General features: G+C 45.5%; 12 protein-coding genes. All 12 read right to left on the reverse strand.

The features are described from left to right. Positions 1 to 41 precede the first annotated feature (41 nt). Entirely contained in the window at positions 42 to 2060 is a 2019-nt protein-coding gene (treP, locus tag C170_RS09365; protein WP_036608753.1) for a PTS system trehalose-specific EIIBC component, read from the reverse strand. 28 nt (positions 2061 to 2088) lie between these two features. Continuing rightward, entirely contained in the window at positions 2089 to 3810 is a 1722-nt protein-coding gene (gene treC / locus C170_RS09370) for an alpha,alpha-phosphotrehalase (protein WP_036608755.1), read from the reverse strand. 296 nt (positions 3811 to 4106) lie between these two features. Then, positions 4107 to 5462, reverse strand: a complete 1356-nt coding sequence (dctA, locus tag C170_RS09375) for a C4-dicarboxylate transporter DctA (RefSeq protein WP_036608757.1) — start codon at positions 5460 to 5462, stop codon at positions 4107 to 4109. Positions 5463 to 5700: 238 nt separating this feature from the next. Then, positions 5701 to 6393 carry a metal-dependent hydrolase gene (locus C170_RS09380; RefSeq protein ID WP_036608759.1) on the reverse strand — a complete coding sequence of 231 codons (693 nt, stop codon included), beginning with the start codon at positions 6391 to 6393 and terminating at the stop codon, positions 5701 to 5703. 98 nt (positions 6394 to 6491) lie between these two features. Continuing rightward, positions 6492 to 8183, reverse strand: a complete 1692-nt coding sequence (locus C170_RS09385; protein WP_155985045.1) for a glycoside hydrolase family 13 protein — start codon at positions 8181 to 8183, stop codon at positions 6492 to 6494. Between the two features lie 328 nt (positions 8184 to 8511). Beyond that, positions 8512 to 8970: a VanZ family protein gene (locus C170_RS09390; protein WP_051447095.1), complete on the reverse strand. Its 459-nt coding sequence runs from the start codon at positions 8968 to 8970 to the stop codon at positions 8512 to 8514. A gap of 41 nt (positions 8971 to 9011) precedes the next feature. Beyond that, a complete protein-coding gene (locus C170_RS09395) occupies positions 9012 to 9881 on the reverse strand; it encodes an effector binding domain-containing protein (RefSeq protein WP_036608761.1) in 870 nt (289 codons plus the stop codon). Between the two features lie 264 nt (positions 9882 to 10145). Then, positions 10146 to 12578, reverse strand: a complete 2433-nt coding sequence (locus C170_RS09400) for a glycogen/starch/alpha-glucan phosphorylase (RefSeq protein ID WP_036608763.1) — start codon at positions 12576 to 12578, stop codon at positions 10146 to 10148. Between the two features lie 470 nt (positions 12579 to 13048). Further along, the gene (gene glgD / locus C170_RS09405; RefSeq protein WP_036608765.1) at positions 13049 to 14152 is read right to left on the reverse strand and encodes a glucose-1-phosphate adenylyltransferase subunit GlgD; all 1104 of its coding nucleotides are present in this window, start codon (positions 14150 to 14152) and stop codon (positions 13049 to 13051) included. A gap of 26 nt (positions 14153 to 14178) precedes the next feature. After that, complete coding sequence (locus tag C170_RS09410; protein WP_036608767.1) at positions 14179 to 15348, reverse strand: glucose-1-phosphate adenylyltransferase; 1170 nt, start codon at positions 15346 to 15348, stop codon at positions 14179 to 14181. A gap of 628 nt (positions 15349 to 15976) precedes the next feature. Beyond that, positions 15977 to 16915 carry a tyrosine-type recombinase/integrase gene (locus C170_RS09415; protein WP_101313923.1) on the reverse strand — a complete coding sequence of 313 codons (939 nt, stop codon included), beginning with the start codon at positions 16913 to 16915 and terminating at the stop codon, positions 15977 to 15979. Positions 16916 to 17073: 158 nt separating this feature from the next. Beyond that, the gene (locus C170_RS09420) at positions 17074 to 18225 is read right to left on the reverse strand and encodes an iron-containing alcohol dehydrogenase (RefSeq protein WP_036608771.1); all 1152 of its coding nucleotides are present in this window, start codon (positions 18223 to 18225) and stop codon (positions 17074 to 17076) included. Between the last annotated feature and the right edge of the window lie 159 nt (positions 18226 to 18384).

Raw genomic sequence — 18384 nt, forward strand, 5'->3', positions numbered from 1 at the left:
GAGCTGCGCATCATGCAGCCCCTTCTTGTTGTTGTATTCAATTAACCTTTCAGATGAACCTTCAACACACCATTTTGATTAGATGTAACATCACCTGTCGTGACTTCCACCCGTTCAACCATATCCTGACCATCTGGAATGATAATCGGTGTAATCAGCGGGTATCCCGCATCTTCAATTGCCTTACGATCAAACTCCAACAGCTTTTGTCCAGCTTTTACATGCTCGCCAGCTTCCACATGCATGTTGAAGCCTTCACCCTTGAGGGATACTGTATTAATCCCGACATGGATCAGAACTTGTAATCCACTCGCGTGTTCAAGAATCACCGCATGTTTACTTTTGATTACATGAGCTACCTGAGCATCAAACGGAGCAACAACAACGTTGCCGGAAGGTTCAATCGCTACACCTTCACCCATCTGTTTCTCGGCAAAAGCCGGATCTGGTACTTGCTCCAGTGACACGGCCTGGCCTGTTAAAGGCGCCATGATTTCCAGTGTATTCACGGCTTCGTCTCCTACTTGAGCTGCACTACGTGTGCGCTGGTTTGGATCTGTTTTTGCAGTTGAAGAGGTAACACCCGAAGCAGACTGCGATGTAGCCGCTTTAGGCTCAGCAACGGTTTCATTGCTTGCACTACGATCTTCTTTTCTCAGTTTGGCTCTGCCAAAAAGGACGGTCAGTACAAACGGTACAACCAAGACAATCGCCATGCCGATGAAGAAAACGCCCCATTTGTCAGGGAAAATCGACAGGAATCCAGGTACACCACCTACACCGATGGAGGTTGCCTGAACATTATTCATCGTCAGCAGCACACCACCAATCGCGGAACCGATCATACCAAAGATAAACGGATAACGGTAACGGATATTCACTCCGAAGATCGCCGGCTCAGTTACCCCGAGGAAGGCCGATACCGAAGACGTTGCCGCAAGTCCTCTCATTTTCTTTTCACGCAGGACAAGCATCATCGCAAGTGCCGCCGAGCCTTGTGCGATATTGGACAATGCCAGCATTGGCCACAGGAACGTACCGCCTTGACTACCAATGAGCTGAACATCCACCGCGAGGAACGTGTGATGCATACCGGTGATAACGAGCAAAGCGTACAGACCACCGTAGATCAGACCACCCAGCGCCGCGTATGAATCGTATACATAGATCAAGCCGGAAGTAATTGCATTTGCAATAGCAAATGTAACCGGTCCAATAATTGTAAATGCCAGGAATCCGGTAATCAGCAACGTAACTGGTGCAACGACCAGCAGTTTGATCGAATCATGTACCCTTTTATTCAGGAAAATTTCCATCTTTGCAAGCAGATAGGCCGATACCAGTACTGGCAAAACCTGCCCTTGATAACCAATCTTCTCAATCTCCCAACCGAACAGATTCCATGTTGGCACCGTGCCATTATTCACGGCATCAGCGTAACCATATGCACTCAGCAGATCGGGATGTACCAGAATGAGACCCAGCACGATCCCGAGCAGCGGACTGCCGCCGAACCTTTTTACAGCTGCCCAACCAATTAGAGCCGGCAGGAACGTAAAGGCTGTACTTGCGATCGTATTAATAATGGACGCAAGATCCTTCCAGGCTGGATAAACATCCACTAATGATTTTCCATCAAAGAAAATGCCTGGACCTGTCAGAATATTGTTAATCCCGAGCAAAAGACCTGCCGTAATGATTGCAGGCAAGATCGGAATGAAAATATCCGAGAGTGTTTTAATCGCTCGCTGGATTGGATTTTGCTTTTTACCAGCAACCGCCTTCACATCATCCTTGGAAGAACGATCTCCCCCGGTAATCTGAATCATCTCATCATAGACTTTATCTACCAGACCAGGCCCAATAACGACCTGGAATTGTCCTTGGGAAGAGAACTGTCCTTTAACCAGATCATTCTGATCCAGACTTTCAGTATCCACTTTACTCTCATCGTACAAGGCAAAACGGAGTCGTGTAACACAGTGTGTTGCAGCTTCAATATTCTCTTTGCCACCGACTGCCCGGACGATCTCCTCAACCTGTTTTTTATCGATTGCCATAGTGTCACTTCCTATTTATAAAATGTGATTAGTCCTGTTGTGGCACAAGCCACATATAGGATGCATACGGACTAAGAGAGATTTCCTGCGTCAGCGCAGGGGCTGCCTCCGTATTTCCTATGAGTAACTCTGCTGATTTGCCTGCAATGTGATCATTCCAGACCGCTTCCGGAAGCGAGAACGTGACGTCTCGTTTACTGAAGTTGGATACAACAATCAAGGTTTCACTTCCATTGGTCCGTGCGTACGCGAATACATCCGGATGTGCATCGTCCAATCGTTCATACAGACCGTCGATCAGCACGTTAACCTGTTTACGTAGGGCAATCAATTTGCGGTAGTGGTAGTAGATCGAATCTGGATCAGCCAGCTGCTGTTCCACGTGAATGGAAGGATACCGCTCATCCACCTTCAGCCAAGGTGTTCCAGTAGTAAATCCGGCGTTCTTACTTCCATTCCACTGCATCGGTGTGCGGGAGTTGTCCCGGGAACGCTCTTTTACAATGTTGAAAGCTTCTTCAGCGGATTTGCCTCGTTCTTCCTGAAGCAGGCGGTACATGTTCGTTGATTCGATATCGCGGAACTCGCTAACGTCATTCCAGACCGGATTCGGCATGCCGATCTCTTCACCCTGGTAGACATAAGGTGTACCTTGCATGCCGTGTATCGTTGTTGCAAGCATCTTCGCACTTTCGGCACGATAATCACCATCATCGGCGAAACGGGATAGTGCCCGCGGCTGATCATGGTTATTAAGGAACAGCGCGTTCCAACCTCCACCGGCCTGCATGCCAGTTTGCCACTCACTAAAGAGCTGCTTCATCGCTTCGAAATCATACGGCATCAGTTCCCACTTCTGACCATTCGGATAATCCACTTTCAGGTGATGGAAGTTAAACGTCATCGAAAACTCCCGGGAAGCCGGGTTCGAATATTGGATACAATGTTCCAGTGTTGTGGAGGACATCTCCCCTACGGTCACCATGTTGTAAGGCCCGAATACTTCATCGTACATCTCGGTGATGTACTCATGCACACGCGGTCCATCCGTGTAGTATTTGCGTCCATCACCCGGTGACACGCTACCATCATCATCAGGGAACCGCTGGTCTTTGGAGATCAGGTTGATCACGTCCATACGGAAACCATCCACACCTTTTTCGGCCCAGAACTTGATCATATCCCGTACAGCTTTGCGTACTTCTTCATTCTCCCAATTGAGATCTGCCTGCGTTTTATCAAATAAAGTCAGGAAATATTGTCCCGTCTGTTCATCGAACTGCCAAGCAGGCCCACCGAACTTGGATTGCCAGTTGTTTGGCACACCGCCATCCGGAGCAGGATCTTTCCAAATATAATAATCCCGATACGGATTATCCTTGGAAGAACGGGATTGCTGGAACCACTCATGATCGGTCGAGGAGTGATTCACCACGATATCAATCATCAGTTTCATATCACGAGCCTTCAGACCTTTCAGCAGTTCGTCAAAATCCTCCATCGTCCCATAATCCGGATTAATCCGGTAATAGTCCGCTACGTCATATCCATTATCATGCTGCGGGGATACATATACCGGCTGCAACCACACAATATCGATACCCAGATGCTGCAAATAATCAAGCTTCTCGGTTAATCCACGAATATCTCCAGTACCCGATCCGGTTGTATCATTAAAACTCTTCGGATATACCTGATACACCGTTGATGTCTTCCACCAAGATGACGGAGTTGTGTTATTAGAACTCATGTTAACGCCTCCAATAAATTGTAATGCTCTTATGTGATGTTCTCGGCTAACTTCATATCTATATTACATAAGTAAACATGTATATACAAGTTGAAACTATAATATGTATATTCTCCGCCTCTTCTACACATTCCCCATAAATCTTTCCTCTGTAACATTTATTTTGGAACCTGCGTTCGTGAACCCAATGATATCTGTATTGGGACAACAAGAAACCGTCTGTTCTTCCCACGATTGGAGTGGGCAACAGACGGTTTAATTTGGTTGAACTTGGTTGAAATTTTCAAAAACGCTTCTTACGACATCTCCGGTGAAACTACGGCTTTCCCTTGTTTTTCCTGCATATTCAACTTCAATAGAGATAGTGCAGCTTGCTCTTCCCTTTCCAGTTCAGCGGCACTGATCTCACCAGAGAGTACGGCACGCATTCGCTTTTGATCCAGCAGACCTTCCCATTTTGCCACCACAAATGCTGCGACACAGTTGCCCATCAGGTTGGTGAATACACGCATCGTATCCATGAATCGATCTGCACCAAGCAGCAGAGCAACCGCTGCTACCGGAAAAGCATTAACAGCCACTGCTGTTGCGGACAGGGCCAAGAATGCGGAGCCAGGTACTCCTGCCATGCCTTTGGAACTTAACATCAACACCAGCAAAATCGTAATTTGCTGCATCAATGTCAGTTCAATCCCTACGGCTTGAGCAACAAAAACCGTTGCCAACGATAAATAGATTGAAGCACCATCCAGATTAAACGAATACCCCGTCGGCACCACAAGACCCACAACCGCACGATCACAACCCGCCTTGGTTAGTTTGTCCATCATGCGTGGCATCACCACTTCTGATGACCCGGTTCCAATCGCCAGCATCACTTCAGAACGGGTATATTTCACAAATTGCAGGAAATTCAGCCCGGTAATCCACCAGGCAGCCAATGCCAGCATGACCAGAAACAGCAGTGCTGCGCCGTAACAGGCCAGAATCAGCAGACCAAAGGACGACAATGTGGATGCCCCATAGGCACCTACCGTGTAAGCCATGGCTCCAAATGCACCAATTGGCGCGAGTTTCATGATATAACCGATGATACGGAACACAATGCCGAGCAAGTTCTCAATCAGCGTCAGTACATTCTCTTTTGCCTTACTCTCTGTTGCTGCCAGGGCAACCCCGAACAGGCAGGCCACGAGCAGTACTTGCAGAAGTGCATTTTGTGCAAAGGCATCTACAACACTTGTCGGAATAATATTCATGATAAAGTCTACCGTATGCGGTAACTCGGAACCATTGGTTTTTGCTTCAATGCCGCTTGCGTCTATGGTTGAAGGGTCCACGTTCATTCCGGCACCGGGGCGAAGCAGATTGGCTGTTCCCAATCCAAGTACCAGTGCCACTGTAGTTGCAATCTCGAACCACACGGTGGCTTTCAGTCCGATGCGACCTACCGACTTCAGATCACCGATCTTGGCAATACCTGTCACAATCACCATGAAAATCAGTGGTGCGATGATCATCTTGATCAATTTGATGAAACCTGTTCCGAGCGGTTGCAGCAGGCTACCCAGATCCGGCCACAGGATGCCTACGCCAATCCCGATGATTACCGCTACAATAATTTGAAAAAATAATGATTTCATAAATGACATGAACGCTCCCCCTGTTTGCGGTCAATTCGGATTTCCGTTTGGTTTCCGTGTAACTTTTTATATCATTCTAAAAGGGAGTTCAACAATGGAATTTCAATGTTTTTGTCATTTGTACCAACTCTATCGGTGAAAATTGAACCTGGAACCGAAAAAAGACGAATATCGCGTCAGTTATCTTGACGTGATATTCGTCTTTATCCATAAATCCATTTATTATTGAACAGGGGTTAAATGTGCATCACAGGGTAATAGATTCTCCGGGGGCCAGCACACGTCCTTCCAACCCTTTTGCAGCCAGTTGTTGCACGAAGTGTTCCGCATCCTGACGAATCACCGGGAATGTATCATAATGAACCGGAATCGTCAGTTTGGCATTAAACCATTCGGCCGCTTGCAGCGCATCCTCAGGTCCCATGGTGAAATGTCCACCAATCGGCAAGAAGGCTACATCAATATCATGACGATCACCGATCATTTTCATATCCCCGAAGAGACTTGTGTCTCCGGCATGCAAAATTGTTTTACCACCAATATTAATGATATATCCAGCAGGCAAACCTGCATACATGATCCGTTGTTCTTCTTCGAGCACAATCCCGGAAGTGTGGAACGCCTGAATCATTTTAGCTTGAGCAAAATCAAGATCTACCGTTCCGCCCATGTTCATGCCGAGTGTATCCAGACCCTTCCAAGACATATATGTAGCCAATTCCACAATAGCCACAACTTTGGCGTTATTTGCTTTGGCAATAGGTTCAGCATCGAGGATGTGATCCATATGTGCATGTGTCAGCAACACAACATCTGTCTTAATATCTTCAGGCTTCGTGACGGCAAGATCGTTGCCACGCAGGAAGGGATCAATGATCAGAGACTTTTCTTCTGTGCTCAGCTGTACACTGGAGTGACCGTGGAACGTAATATTCAACAATTTGGATTCCTCCCGACATATGTTTTGATTATTTTGAAAACCACTATTTATTATAAATCATACCTCTTCACCAACGCAAAATCACGCTAGCCTCCGTGTCACCGCTGCTTACGATACACTCTTGCTTCATACGGCTGAAGCTGAATCGCACCTTCATCGGTAGAATAACGTCTGCTCACATTGCTGATGATCAGCTTGGCATGCTCGGAAGTCCAACCTTCCGGCCAGTGCATCTCAGGTTCATGCCCACGGAAATTCAGAATGACCAGCATCTGCTCATCATCCAGCGTTCGGGTATAGGTATAGATATCCGGATCATCCGGCAACAGCAATTCATACGCGCCATAGATAAGCACTTTATGTTGTTTGCGAAGCGCAATTAACTTACGGTAATAATGCAAAATGGATTGCGGATCACTTTCGGCATCAGCCACATTAATCTCAGGATAATTATCATTCACCTGAATCCACGGCTGACCCTGGGTAAAACCTGCGTGTTCCGTCTCATCCCATTGCATAGGCGTGCGGGCATTATCGCGACTCTTCAGCCAGATCGCCTGCATGACTTCATGCTTTGATTTACCTTGACCAATATAATGATTGAAATAATTTTTGGTCTCGATGTCCCGGTATTGTTCGATATTCGGGAAAGCGACATTGGTCATGCCGATCTCTTCTCCTTGATAGATGTAGGGGGTCCCTTCGAGTGTAAGCATCCATGTCGCCAGCATCTGAGCAGAACGCACCCGATATTTACCATCATCACCAAAACGGGAAACCGGACGTGGCTGATCATGGTTCCCCATATAATTGGCGTTCCAGCCTCTACCATGTAAAACCGTTTGCCATCGGCTCATGATTTCTTTGAGATCGGTCAATTTCCATTCCTTATAGTTCCATTTACCGATTCCGGAGGATTTAGCATCGATAAACATATGCTCAAACTGGAATACCATATTAAGCTCATCACGATCCGTCCCCACATAAGCCAAGGCCTGCTCAGGTCCAAGTCCTGAAGTCTCGCCAACTGTCATGGGTCCGTAGGGTTTCAGGATCATGTTATTCAGTTTCTTCAGGATGGAGTGTACCTGTTCCAGGTTGGAAAAGAGCTGATACGCTGGAACCACCGGCAGATTATGCGGGTTGTGGGCACTTGGCAGCCCCTCTGCCTTGGCGATATGCGCTACTGCATCGAAACGGAATCCGTCGACCCCTTTTTCCAGCCACCAATGCACCATCTCATACATCTCTTCTGCCATCTGTGCATTGTTCCAGTTGAGATCCGGTTGCTGTTCGGAATATAGATGCAGATAATATTCATTTGTCTCAGGATCATGCTTCCACACTGAACCCCCAAAATAGGACTCCCAATTATTCGGCACCTGACCATTTTTGCCTGAACGCCAAATATAATAATCCCGCTTTGGATTCATCTTTGATGAACGTGATTCGGCAAACCACGCATGTTCATCTGACGTATGATTCAGCACCAGGTCCATCATGATCTTGAGACCACGTTTGTGTGCCTCTGCCAATAATCGATCAAAATCCTCCATCGTGCCATACTTGCGTAAAATGCCGTAGTAATCCCGGATATCATATCCGTTATCATGTCCTGGTGAATCGTAAATGGGACAGAGCCAGATCACATCTACGCCCAAATTCTCCAAATAATCGAGCTTCTCATAGATCCCCTGCAAGTCGCCATATCCATCCCCGTCCGAATCTTTAAAGCTGCTCGGGTAAATCTGGTATACCACACTCTCTTTCCACCAAACGATATCGCCCACCTCGCTCTCATCATTGTTCACTATATAAATTGAACTAAAAAATATTTACACTGGACACTCCGATGACAGAACAACCTTCCGATCGCTGTTATCCCCAGATTTTATGAATTCCCCTTATAAGGGGAAAATCCGGTGATAAAGGCGAACGCTTTCGCTTCTTCAGGTTATTTCTGTCCTCTCCGTTTCGTGTAAATGTTTAGTTAAATTTATATATAATCTCTGCTCACTGTATTAAGCCGTTAATATGTTTTATCCGAAATGATTCCCCTGTAAACATTTGAAAGGTATCTTATGCAAAAAGACCCGGTCATGGACCGCGATCTGCGGTTCAATTCCGAGTCCTTTTTTGTGAATATAAGACTAACTTAAATCCGGCGTAACCTATCCAGGCACCGATCGTGTTCAGAATAATGTCATCCACATCAAACGAACCTACACGTGTAATCAATTGTGTGACCTCAACACCCAGCAGAAGCAAAACAACTGTAGATGTAAAGGTCAGGAACGTACGACTCCTCCGAAACAACCATGGAATCCAGATACCCAGCGGAATGAACAATACGATATTGCCAAACAGGTTTTTCACCCAGGTATCTGTATTGTACCTCTCCCTCTCCATAAGAAGTGGACGAATCGTCTCGAAGGGTACGAGATTATATTGATAATACATGCCTGGTGTTCGACCACTGACAAACAGTAAAATGCCCATAATCAGTATGTAGAGCGCTGCCATGCAAGCAACAATGGTCAGCATCCACTTGGAGTGGAGCCACGACTTTTCGCTCATTCATCTGTCCTCCGACCTTGAATTCCGCGAAGCGGTAAGGTCTATTTTAACGGGATATATATCTTCATGTCCAGTTGTTCAGGGGTCGATTTCCAGACATCCGTCACTTCAAAGTCTGGTCCTTCCCTCCGTTCATAGTTCGACTGCGGCAACCAGCTGCCATAGATCATTTTCCGAATATCCTGCCCGGAGCCTTCCACGGTGAACTCTGCATACAAGCCGCCCGGAATTTCAATCGAAGTAAAACCGGGTTCAAGTACCTGCGATGCTCCACTGCTTTCTTCACCCACAATAAAAGAAAATGCTCCATCCTCTTCAAAATGACAGGCCACACCATAAGCCATATCAGGGCGTGTCCTCTCCTGGATCGCCATGAATTTCTGTTCCATGCCAAAATCGTGATAAAATCCGGGTATTTCAGCATAATGCTGATTGTCATTCAGGTTGGTCTTATATTCATAGCCGACAATCCAGTTCGGTTCCCGTGTGACCAGACGGGGTGTGTTCATGTGAAAAGTTCCACCAAGCGAAGTTCGATAATCGTTAAAATCAATGCTCTGTTGCATCTTCAGAAGAGGCAACTGATCCACTTCCAGCTTACGTAGCTTCGCCGGTGTCATTCCAAAGTAGGCTGAAAATGCACGGGTAAATGCCTCTTGAGATTGATAGCCAAAGCTCATCGCAATGTCCAGTATGCCTTCCGATGTGCCTCGCAGCATCCCTACAGCTTCCGTTAATCTGCGTCTGCGCACGTACTCCAGTACCGTGAATCCCGTGATCGCCTGAAATAAACGCTGAAAATGAAACGCCGAAAAGCTCGCAGCAGCGGACGTCTCTCTGATATTAAAATCATCTTGCAAATGCTGTTCCAAATACTCAATAGCAAGCTGAATTCGTGTGTAATGATCCATAGTGACGGCTCCCCTATCTAATTCAAAATATCAAACGATTTCTTATGTAGTATGACTGAGATCCAGATCTTTTTTTTGATTTTGTGTGCGAACTTGTATGACGAAAGATACGCAAGTTTCGCTTATCTTCAAGTTGAATGACACTATGATACACTGTATGCCAAAATCCCCTTGTTCTTCAAGGAGATGCTCTCTACGCTGGTTGATTTACCAGCAGAGATAGCTCTTGTGAACAAGGGGACTTGTTTGTTTAACAATCTATGCTTAACCTTTCCAGTTCCCGGACACGGGATGAATACCCCAGATATCTGTCGCATACTCACTAATGGTACGATCACTGGAGAATATGCCGGAATGTGCCGTGTTTAATATCGCTTTCCGAGTCCAGCCCGGAATATCCCGATACGCCTGGTCAATCGCAGCATGCGCGTCGGCATAAGCAGCAAAATCACGCAATACAAAGTATTCGTCACCATGGGCCAGCAAGGAGTCATAAATATCCCAGAACTCCCCGTCACGATAACAGAATGCACCTGGATGCACCAGTTGCTCCACGACCTCGCGAATGCGTTCATCGTGCTGCACAATCTCATTCGGACGGTAGCTGCCGGAACGATAATACTCAAGTACTTCGTCTGCACGCAGACCATAAATGAACATATTTTCTTCCCCAACCTGCTCCGCCATCTCCACGTTGGCTCCATCCATCGTGCCAATCGTTAAAGCACCGTTCATCATAAATTTCATGTTGCCCGTACCGGAAGCTTCCTTACCTGCGGTTGAGATCTGTTCACTAACATCCGCAGCGGGAATGATCTTCTCTGCAAGAGAGACGGAATAATTTTCGAGGAAAAATACCTTCAAGCGGTCATTCACGGCCGCATCCCGATTCACCGTGTCAGCCACGTTGTTGATCAGCTTGATAATTTTCTTGGCGAAATAATAACTCGGCGCTGCCTTGGCACCAAAGATGAACGTACGTGGTACCATATCAAACGAAGCATCATTCTTAAGCCGGTTATACAGATGCATAACATGCAGAATGTTCAACAGTTGACGTTTGTACCCGTGTAGTCTCTTCACCTGTACATCAAAGATGGAATCCGGATTCACTGCTGTCCCGGTATGATCCAGAATATACGCAGCAAGCCGCTCTTTGTTATCCCGCTTAATTGAACGGAACTGCTCCTGGAATGATGTATTATCCGCAAAACCAGCCAACTGGTCCAGCTTGCCCGGCTCTGTTATCCATTCGTTACCGATTGTATCCGTGATGAGATCCGACAGTTTCGGATTGGCATGCATCAACCAGCGGCGATGGGTGATACCATTCGTTTTGTTATTGAAACGCTCTGGATACAGTTCATAGAACGGAGCCATCTCGCGCTCTTTCAAAATCTCGGTATGCAAAGCAGCAACACCATTCACGCTATGACTGCCTACAATCGCCAAATGCGCCATCCGTACCTGATCGTTTGCAACAATCGCCAGATGCCCTATGCGATCCTGATCTCCCGGATACCGGTCCAGCAGCATGCCACAGAAACGTTTGTTGATCTCTTCAATGATCATGTAGATTCGTGGCAGCAGTCTGCTGATCATGGATACAGGCCATTTCTCAAGCGCCTCACTAAGCGTTGTATGATTGGTATACGATACAGTACGGGTTGTGATATCCCATGCTTCATCCCAGCCGTAACCCTTCACATCAATCAGGATGCGCATCAGTTCTGGAATAACCAAGGTTGGATGCGTGTCATTAATGTGGAAGGCCACTTTATCAGGCAAACGATCATACGGTAACTCCAGCTTGTTGAACGTACGCAAGGCGCTCTGTACACCTGCTGAGCACATGAAGTATTGCTGCTTCAATCGCAGCAGCTTTCCTTCGTACTGGGAATCATCGGGATACAGGAATTCCGAGATTGATTCAACCGATCGGCTATAATCCAGATAACCGTAGTAGTTCGAAGGGGTGTCGAGTGAAGTCTCGCGCTTTGGCTCGGCACTCCATAGACGCAATGTATTCACATGGGTTTGACCATAACCGATGACAGGCACGTCATAGGGAATGGCGACAACCGATTCGGCATCTTTTGTAACAAACTGATATTCTCCATCCTGCTCATGAGCTTCTACTCGGCCCCAGAACTGTACTTCCACCTTTTTGTCTGGACGGCGTACTTCCCATTCATTGCCCTTATCCAGCCAATTGTCGGGTAGCTCTACCTGATTACCATTGATGATTTTTTGCTCAAACAACCCGTATTTATATCGAATCCCGCAACCATGTCCTGCATATCGTAGTGATGCGAGTGAATCCAGGAAACAAGCAGCGAGTCGTCCCAGACCTCCGTTACCGAGTCCTGCATCCGCCTCCTGTTCTTCTATCTCCTCCAAGGAGAAGCCCAGCTCAGCTAAACTGTCACGCACCAATTCCAATTCATTCACATTCAACAGATTGTTGCCGAGCAGACGTCCAATCAGGAATTCCAGCGAGAAGTAATAGACCTGTTTATCCTGGCGCTGCTTGAACCCCTGATTCGACGCTGCCCAATCCTGGCCTGCATATTCACGAATCATGCTTCCCAGTACATGGTACACGTCTTCCTGTGTTGCTTCTTCAATCGGTTTGCCCAATTTGCTGACCAGATTCCGTGTAAATATACTCTTGAACGTTTCCTTGTTGTCAAACAAAAGTAGGTTCCTCCCGGGGAAATCCTGCAGGATGGTGGCGGTTCATATAAATTGAACTAGAGAATATTTACACTGGACACTTCGATGACAGAATAACCTTCCGATCGCTGTTATCCCCAGATTTTTTTGACTCCTTTTTAAAATGGGAAAATCCGGGGATAAAGGCGAGCGCTACGCTTCTTCAGGTCATTTCTGTCCTCTCCGTTTTGTGTAAATGTTTAAGTTGAATTTATATAATCAAGGATAAAATTTGAAGACAGCATATGCTTTCGAAGTAGCTTTCTTGCAGAAAGCTTTTAGGCGACCGCTACGCTTCTTCAGAATCGATTTCGTCCCCTCCACTACGTTTGCACGTATGAAGGAGCTCTAACAGTGGCACCCGATGCTTAGTAAGTGTATGAACCTAAAATCCATCCTACAGGATTTTTATTTTATATATATTTATAGAAGATATCGGTTACGTGGGGGCATTAGATAATAGTACTTTTCGCTAAGATGTATGGATTTGACGGGTCACCGATCAGCGTCTGTCCTCCGGTCAGCTTGACGTCTTTATCGAGAATGACATTCTCAAGTACCGTCCCCTCACCAATGTAACATTTCTGCATGATGATGGAACCTTTTATTTTGGCACCCTTGGCCACCTGTACACCACGGAACAGAATGCTGTCCTCCACCTCTCCACCTACGATGCAGCCATTCGCGAGAAGTGAATGTTTAACATCGGCGGTATCCAGGTATTTGGCAGGCGCTTCGTATTTAATTTTCGTCTGGATCGGATCTTCCTTGAACAGTTGTTCATATTGCCCTGTGTTCAGCAGATCCATACTGTTGCGATAATAACTGTCAATGGAATTGATGACTGCGTGATAGCCATCATATGCATACGCAGCGATATTCAATCCATCCGGATTTTTTTGAATCACATCCCGGAAGAAATGGCTCTCGCCATGATCAATGCAGCGTTGCACCTGGCGCAGGAACAATTCTTTTTCCATGATGAAAATTTCTGTATATATATTCGGGTGATTAGCGCTTTGGTGAATGTCCACCACGTTACCGTCCCCGTCATGTTCAACTTTGACACAGGCGTCATGCTCAGGTAGTAGCTGATCTACTTTTTTGCAAACCAGTGTAACGTCCGCTCCTTTACTGATGTGATACCTGTAGACATCCTGGAGGTCTGCTTTGGTCACATGGCGACTGCCCGCATGCACAACATATTGTCCTGCTCCTCTGTGGAAAAAGTCCAGATTGTTGTGGAAATGCTGCAAGTCCCCCTGTGATGTATCTGTTGGATCATTCCAGTCTGGTGGCAAAATAAACATACCCCCATGCTTGCGATCCAAATCCCAAGGTTTACCGTCACCAAGATGGTCCATCAACGAGCGATATTTTCGCCGTACAAATACACCAATACTCTCAATGCCTGCATTCATCATATTGGATAGAACAAAATCGATCAGACGGTAACGCCCGGCATAAGGCACCGCGGCTCCGCAGCGAAAATACGTCAATTCCTTCAATTCTTCAAGTTCATGGTCAAGGTTAATAACTCCGATCAATTGTTTCATCGCATGCACCGTCCTTTTGACTTCAATTAGGCCTTGCTAGTTATTCCCTGGCGAAGCTGACGTTCTAGTTCTTCCTGATCCACGAGCAATATATCACTCTCATCTTCCGGTGCAGGCGAAATCTGTGTTCCATCCGGAATAACCAATCCTTCTGCGATAATAGCTCGGTAAATGCGCACATTTTGCCCGATTTTCACTCTTGGCATGATCACCGAATCAATGACCGCACTGTTCTCACCAACTTCAATTCCATAGAACAGAACAGAATGATTGACCTCACCATGCACTACAGTACCTTCACTAATAATACAATTCCGCACCTTGCCCGAAGGTGAGATGTATTGTGCAGGTTGGTTTGGATTACGTGTGAAAATACGCCAGTCCGGATCATTCAGATTAAACGGTGTGTCTTCGTCCAAAAGATCCATATTGGATTCCCACAGACTGCGAATGGTACCAACGTCTTTCCAATAACCTTCAAATGGATACGCATATAAGGATTTTTCATTTTCAAGCAATAAAGGAATAATATCTTTACCAAAATCATAGGAGGTGGATGCCTGTTGTTCATCCTGGATCAGGAAACGTTTCAGTACATCCCACTTGAAGAGATAGATACCCATGGAAGCCAGTGTGCTCTTGGGCTCAGGAGGTTTTTCTTCAAATTCATAGATGCTATAGTCATCGTTGGTGTTCAGCACTCCGAACCGGCTGGCTTCTTCCAATGAGACATCAATGACCGATATGGTGCAATCCGCATCTTTTTCTTTGTGATACTGGAGCATTTTTTCGTAGTCCATCTTATAGATATGATCCCCTGACAGAATGAGCACATGCTCAGGATCGAATTGTTCAATAAAGTTCAGGTTCCGGAAGATCGCATCCGCTGTACCCCGGTACCAGTTGCTACCGTCTTCACGTTCATGTGGAGGAAGTACATATACCCCGCCGTTTTTCCGATCCAGATCCCAGTCACTGCCAATGCCAATATAGGAATGTAAGACAAGTGGTTCATATTGGGTCAATACACCCACTGTATCAATACCAGAATTAGAGCAGTTACTCAGCGGGAAATCAATGATTCGGTACGTGCCCCCAAAATATACAGCTGGCTTAGCCAGTGATTTGGTCAATCCTTTTAACCTCTTACCTTGTCCTCCGGCAAGTAGCATCGCTACAACTTCTTTTTTCGCCATCATTACAGCCTCCTCCACGTGCATTCGTTCTGATTCATTTCAGAGCCCATAATCGATATTCTGTTGTGTGGACACTGTTGTCTTGATTAGGAGCTTGCTGTACAGATGTGTAACCGGTGAATCTTTGTTGCAGTTTAACTTCTTGGATTGTAAAGCCTGAAATAGAGATGATGCTGGTGTAGAATTGCTTGACTGTCTTACAGAGGTGAATGTTAGATGCAGAACTTAAGGTGTAGCTCGTGAACAATGAAATAGTCTACTCCTATTTAACATTAAACACGAAACGGACTGGGGAATCTTACTGGAAAACATCGACATCAAGTTGCGGGTAAGATTACCCTTTCTCGTGCCGCTGTTATTCATATTGTATTCGATATAAGAGAAGTAAACTCCTTTTGGAAAATTCATGGTAAAAGTGTGACACTACTAGACCCATAAACCTATAAAATCAAAAATGCAGGTCTTACGAATCAGAAAATGGCAAGCTATTTGTAAATTTTTAGAGGATTATATAGAAATGTGTCGAATATAGAGATGTAGTATGAAAGTAGTGTTTGAATTTTCTTTAAGCATGCAGTCTATCAAGGAGTTACATACTAATAACTATAAATTATTTGGAGGTTTTTCTCTACACTTTTAGATTATTCCTCGGATTAAACCGTGAAAGCACATCCTTCTTCCGTTCAACAGACACTTCTGTGTATATTTGCGTGGTGCTTACATTGGTATGTCCGAGAATTTCCTGAACTGATCGTAAATCTGCACCATTATTCAGCAGATGTGTAGCAAAGCTATGTCTGAGGTAATGAGGTGTTGATTTTTTGCTAACTTTAGATAAGTCCCTGTATTTAGAGTAAATATCCTCAATGGAGTAAATGGAGAGTCGATCACCATATTTGTTAAGGAACAGAGCATCAGATTGGGGGTCGAAATGTTCGCGGGCATGCAACCATGTTTTAATTTTATGGATGACTTCGCTGCTTGAAATGTAGAGCAATCGCTCCTTACGACCTTTTCCAAAAATCAACACGGTTTTCTCTTCGAGATCGATGTGCTCCATATCAATATTCACTAATTCTCCAATACGAATTCCAATAACATAGAGCAGTTCAATGATAGCATCGTTACGAAGGTTGATTCTTCTTCTAAAACTCGTGTGTAATTGTTTCATGTGCTCTTGTGGTGCATTTAGTAACTTTTCAACCTCATTGACAGAAAGTGTCTTTGGAATACGTCTTGCCGTTTTGAATTTTTTTCCGAAACCAATAATTGGGGACTCGATTATATCTCCGCTTTGAACCAAATAATTAAAAAATGCTTTGAAGCATATGTACTTTCTTTTAATGGTCGAGTCTTTAAGTGTGTGTTCACTGTTTAATTGTTCCAGATACATTCGTAAATTTTCTCTGGTTACATCATGAATATGTTTAGTATCAAGCCATTCTACAAGTCTGTTGAGATCAGACAGATAGGCTTTAATGGATTTAAGGGATAGATTACGCTCCACGCTTAAATAAGTCTCATATTGCTTAATATAGGTGTTTAGGTTACTTGTACTAAGTCTCATGATGCCTCCTGATGTCGATGTCATATGTTGCCAATGGCCCGACCTACATTATTACGCATTGAACTCCATTTGTGAAGATGCCCAAAGGCATAGATACAATATCCGAGATTTGAAAAACAAAAAAGAGCCGGATCCCCTCCGACTCGATACGTTCTCACTTATATAATTTTGCGGAACAGCTCCATCACTTCATCCTTGGACGGTTGATAGGGATTGCCTGGTGCACAGGCATCTTTCATCGCGTTATCGGCAAGCAGTTCCACATCGGGATCTTTTACACCCAGTTCAGACAGTTTCTCAGGAATGCCGACTTCCTTCGATAGCTGACGTATGGCCTCAATGACGTAATCGGAACATTCCTCATCACTTCTGCCCTTCACATCCATACCAATCGCCTTGGCAATATGACGAAATTTGCCCGGTACATGCTTGGCATTCAGCTCCTCTACATAGGGGAGTAACATTGCGTTGCACACACCATGCGGCAGATCATATACGCCACCCAGTTGATGCGCCATCGCATGGACATAACCCAGCCCCGCATTATTAAAAGCAATCCCGCCAAGGAAACACGCATACGTCATATGTTCCCGCGCTTCCAGATCACTGCCGTCTCTCACCGCTCTTGGCAAATATTCAAAGATCAGTTCAACAGCTGCAGCAGCTGTCGCACTTGTCACTGTAAATCCACCCGGTGTAACCATGGCTTCTACGGCATGTGTCAACGCATCCATTCCTGTGGCCGCTGTGAGACTTGCAGGTTTGCTGAGCATCAGCTCCGGATCATTAACCGACAGGGAGACCAGACTGTTGCGGTCCACCATCACCATCTTCACTTTACGTTCCTCATCTGTAATCACGTAGTTAATTGTCACCTCACTCGATGTGCCAGCCGTTGTGTTAACCGCCACAAGTGGCACGGACTTATGTTTTGATTGATGAAATCCTTCATATTCGCGGATATGCCCACCGTTCGTAGCTACAATACCAATGCCTTTGGCAGCATCCTGCGGTGAACCTCCGCCTATCGATATAATGGCGTCACAGCCATGATCCTGGAATACTTGTAGTCCATCATGTACATTCTGACATGTTGGATTAGGCTGAACCTCATCATATACTACATAGTCTAACCCTGATTTTCTTAGTATAGACAGTACCTGTTCAGCAACGCCTGAAGTTATCAATTGGCGATCACTTACAACCAGCGCCTTGCGGATACCCATCTGTTCAATCATCTGACCTGCTTCCTGTAAACAGCCTCTACCCATCAAGTTCACGGGCGGAACATAATATGCATGTGTTGCCATTTGAACCAGCCTCCTGTAACCCCTGATTTACTATCTTCATTGTAACTGAATCCGTTTTCAGATATAGTGAAATAAATCACAATGAATCCGATAAATGTTACACTTGAGGTTGATTTTTCCCCGTAATGAAAAAGACGACCCAGACACCCGAAGGTCTCC

This window comes from Paenibacillus sp. FSL H7-689, assembly GCF_000517905.1.
GTDB classification, from domain to species: Bacteria; Bacillota; Bacilli; order Paenibacillales; family Paenibacillaceae; genus Paenibacillus; species Paenibacillus amylolyticus.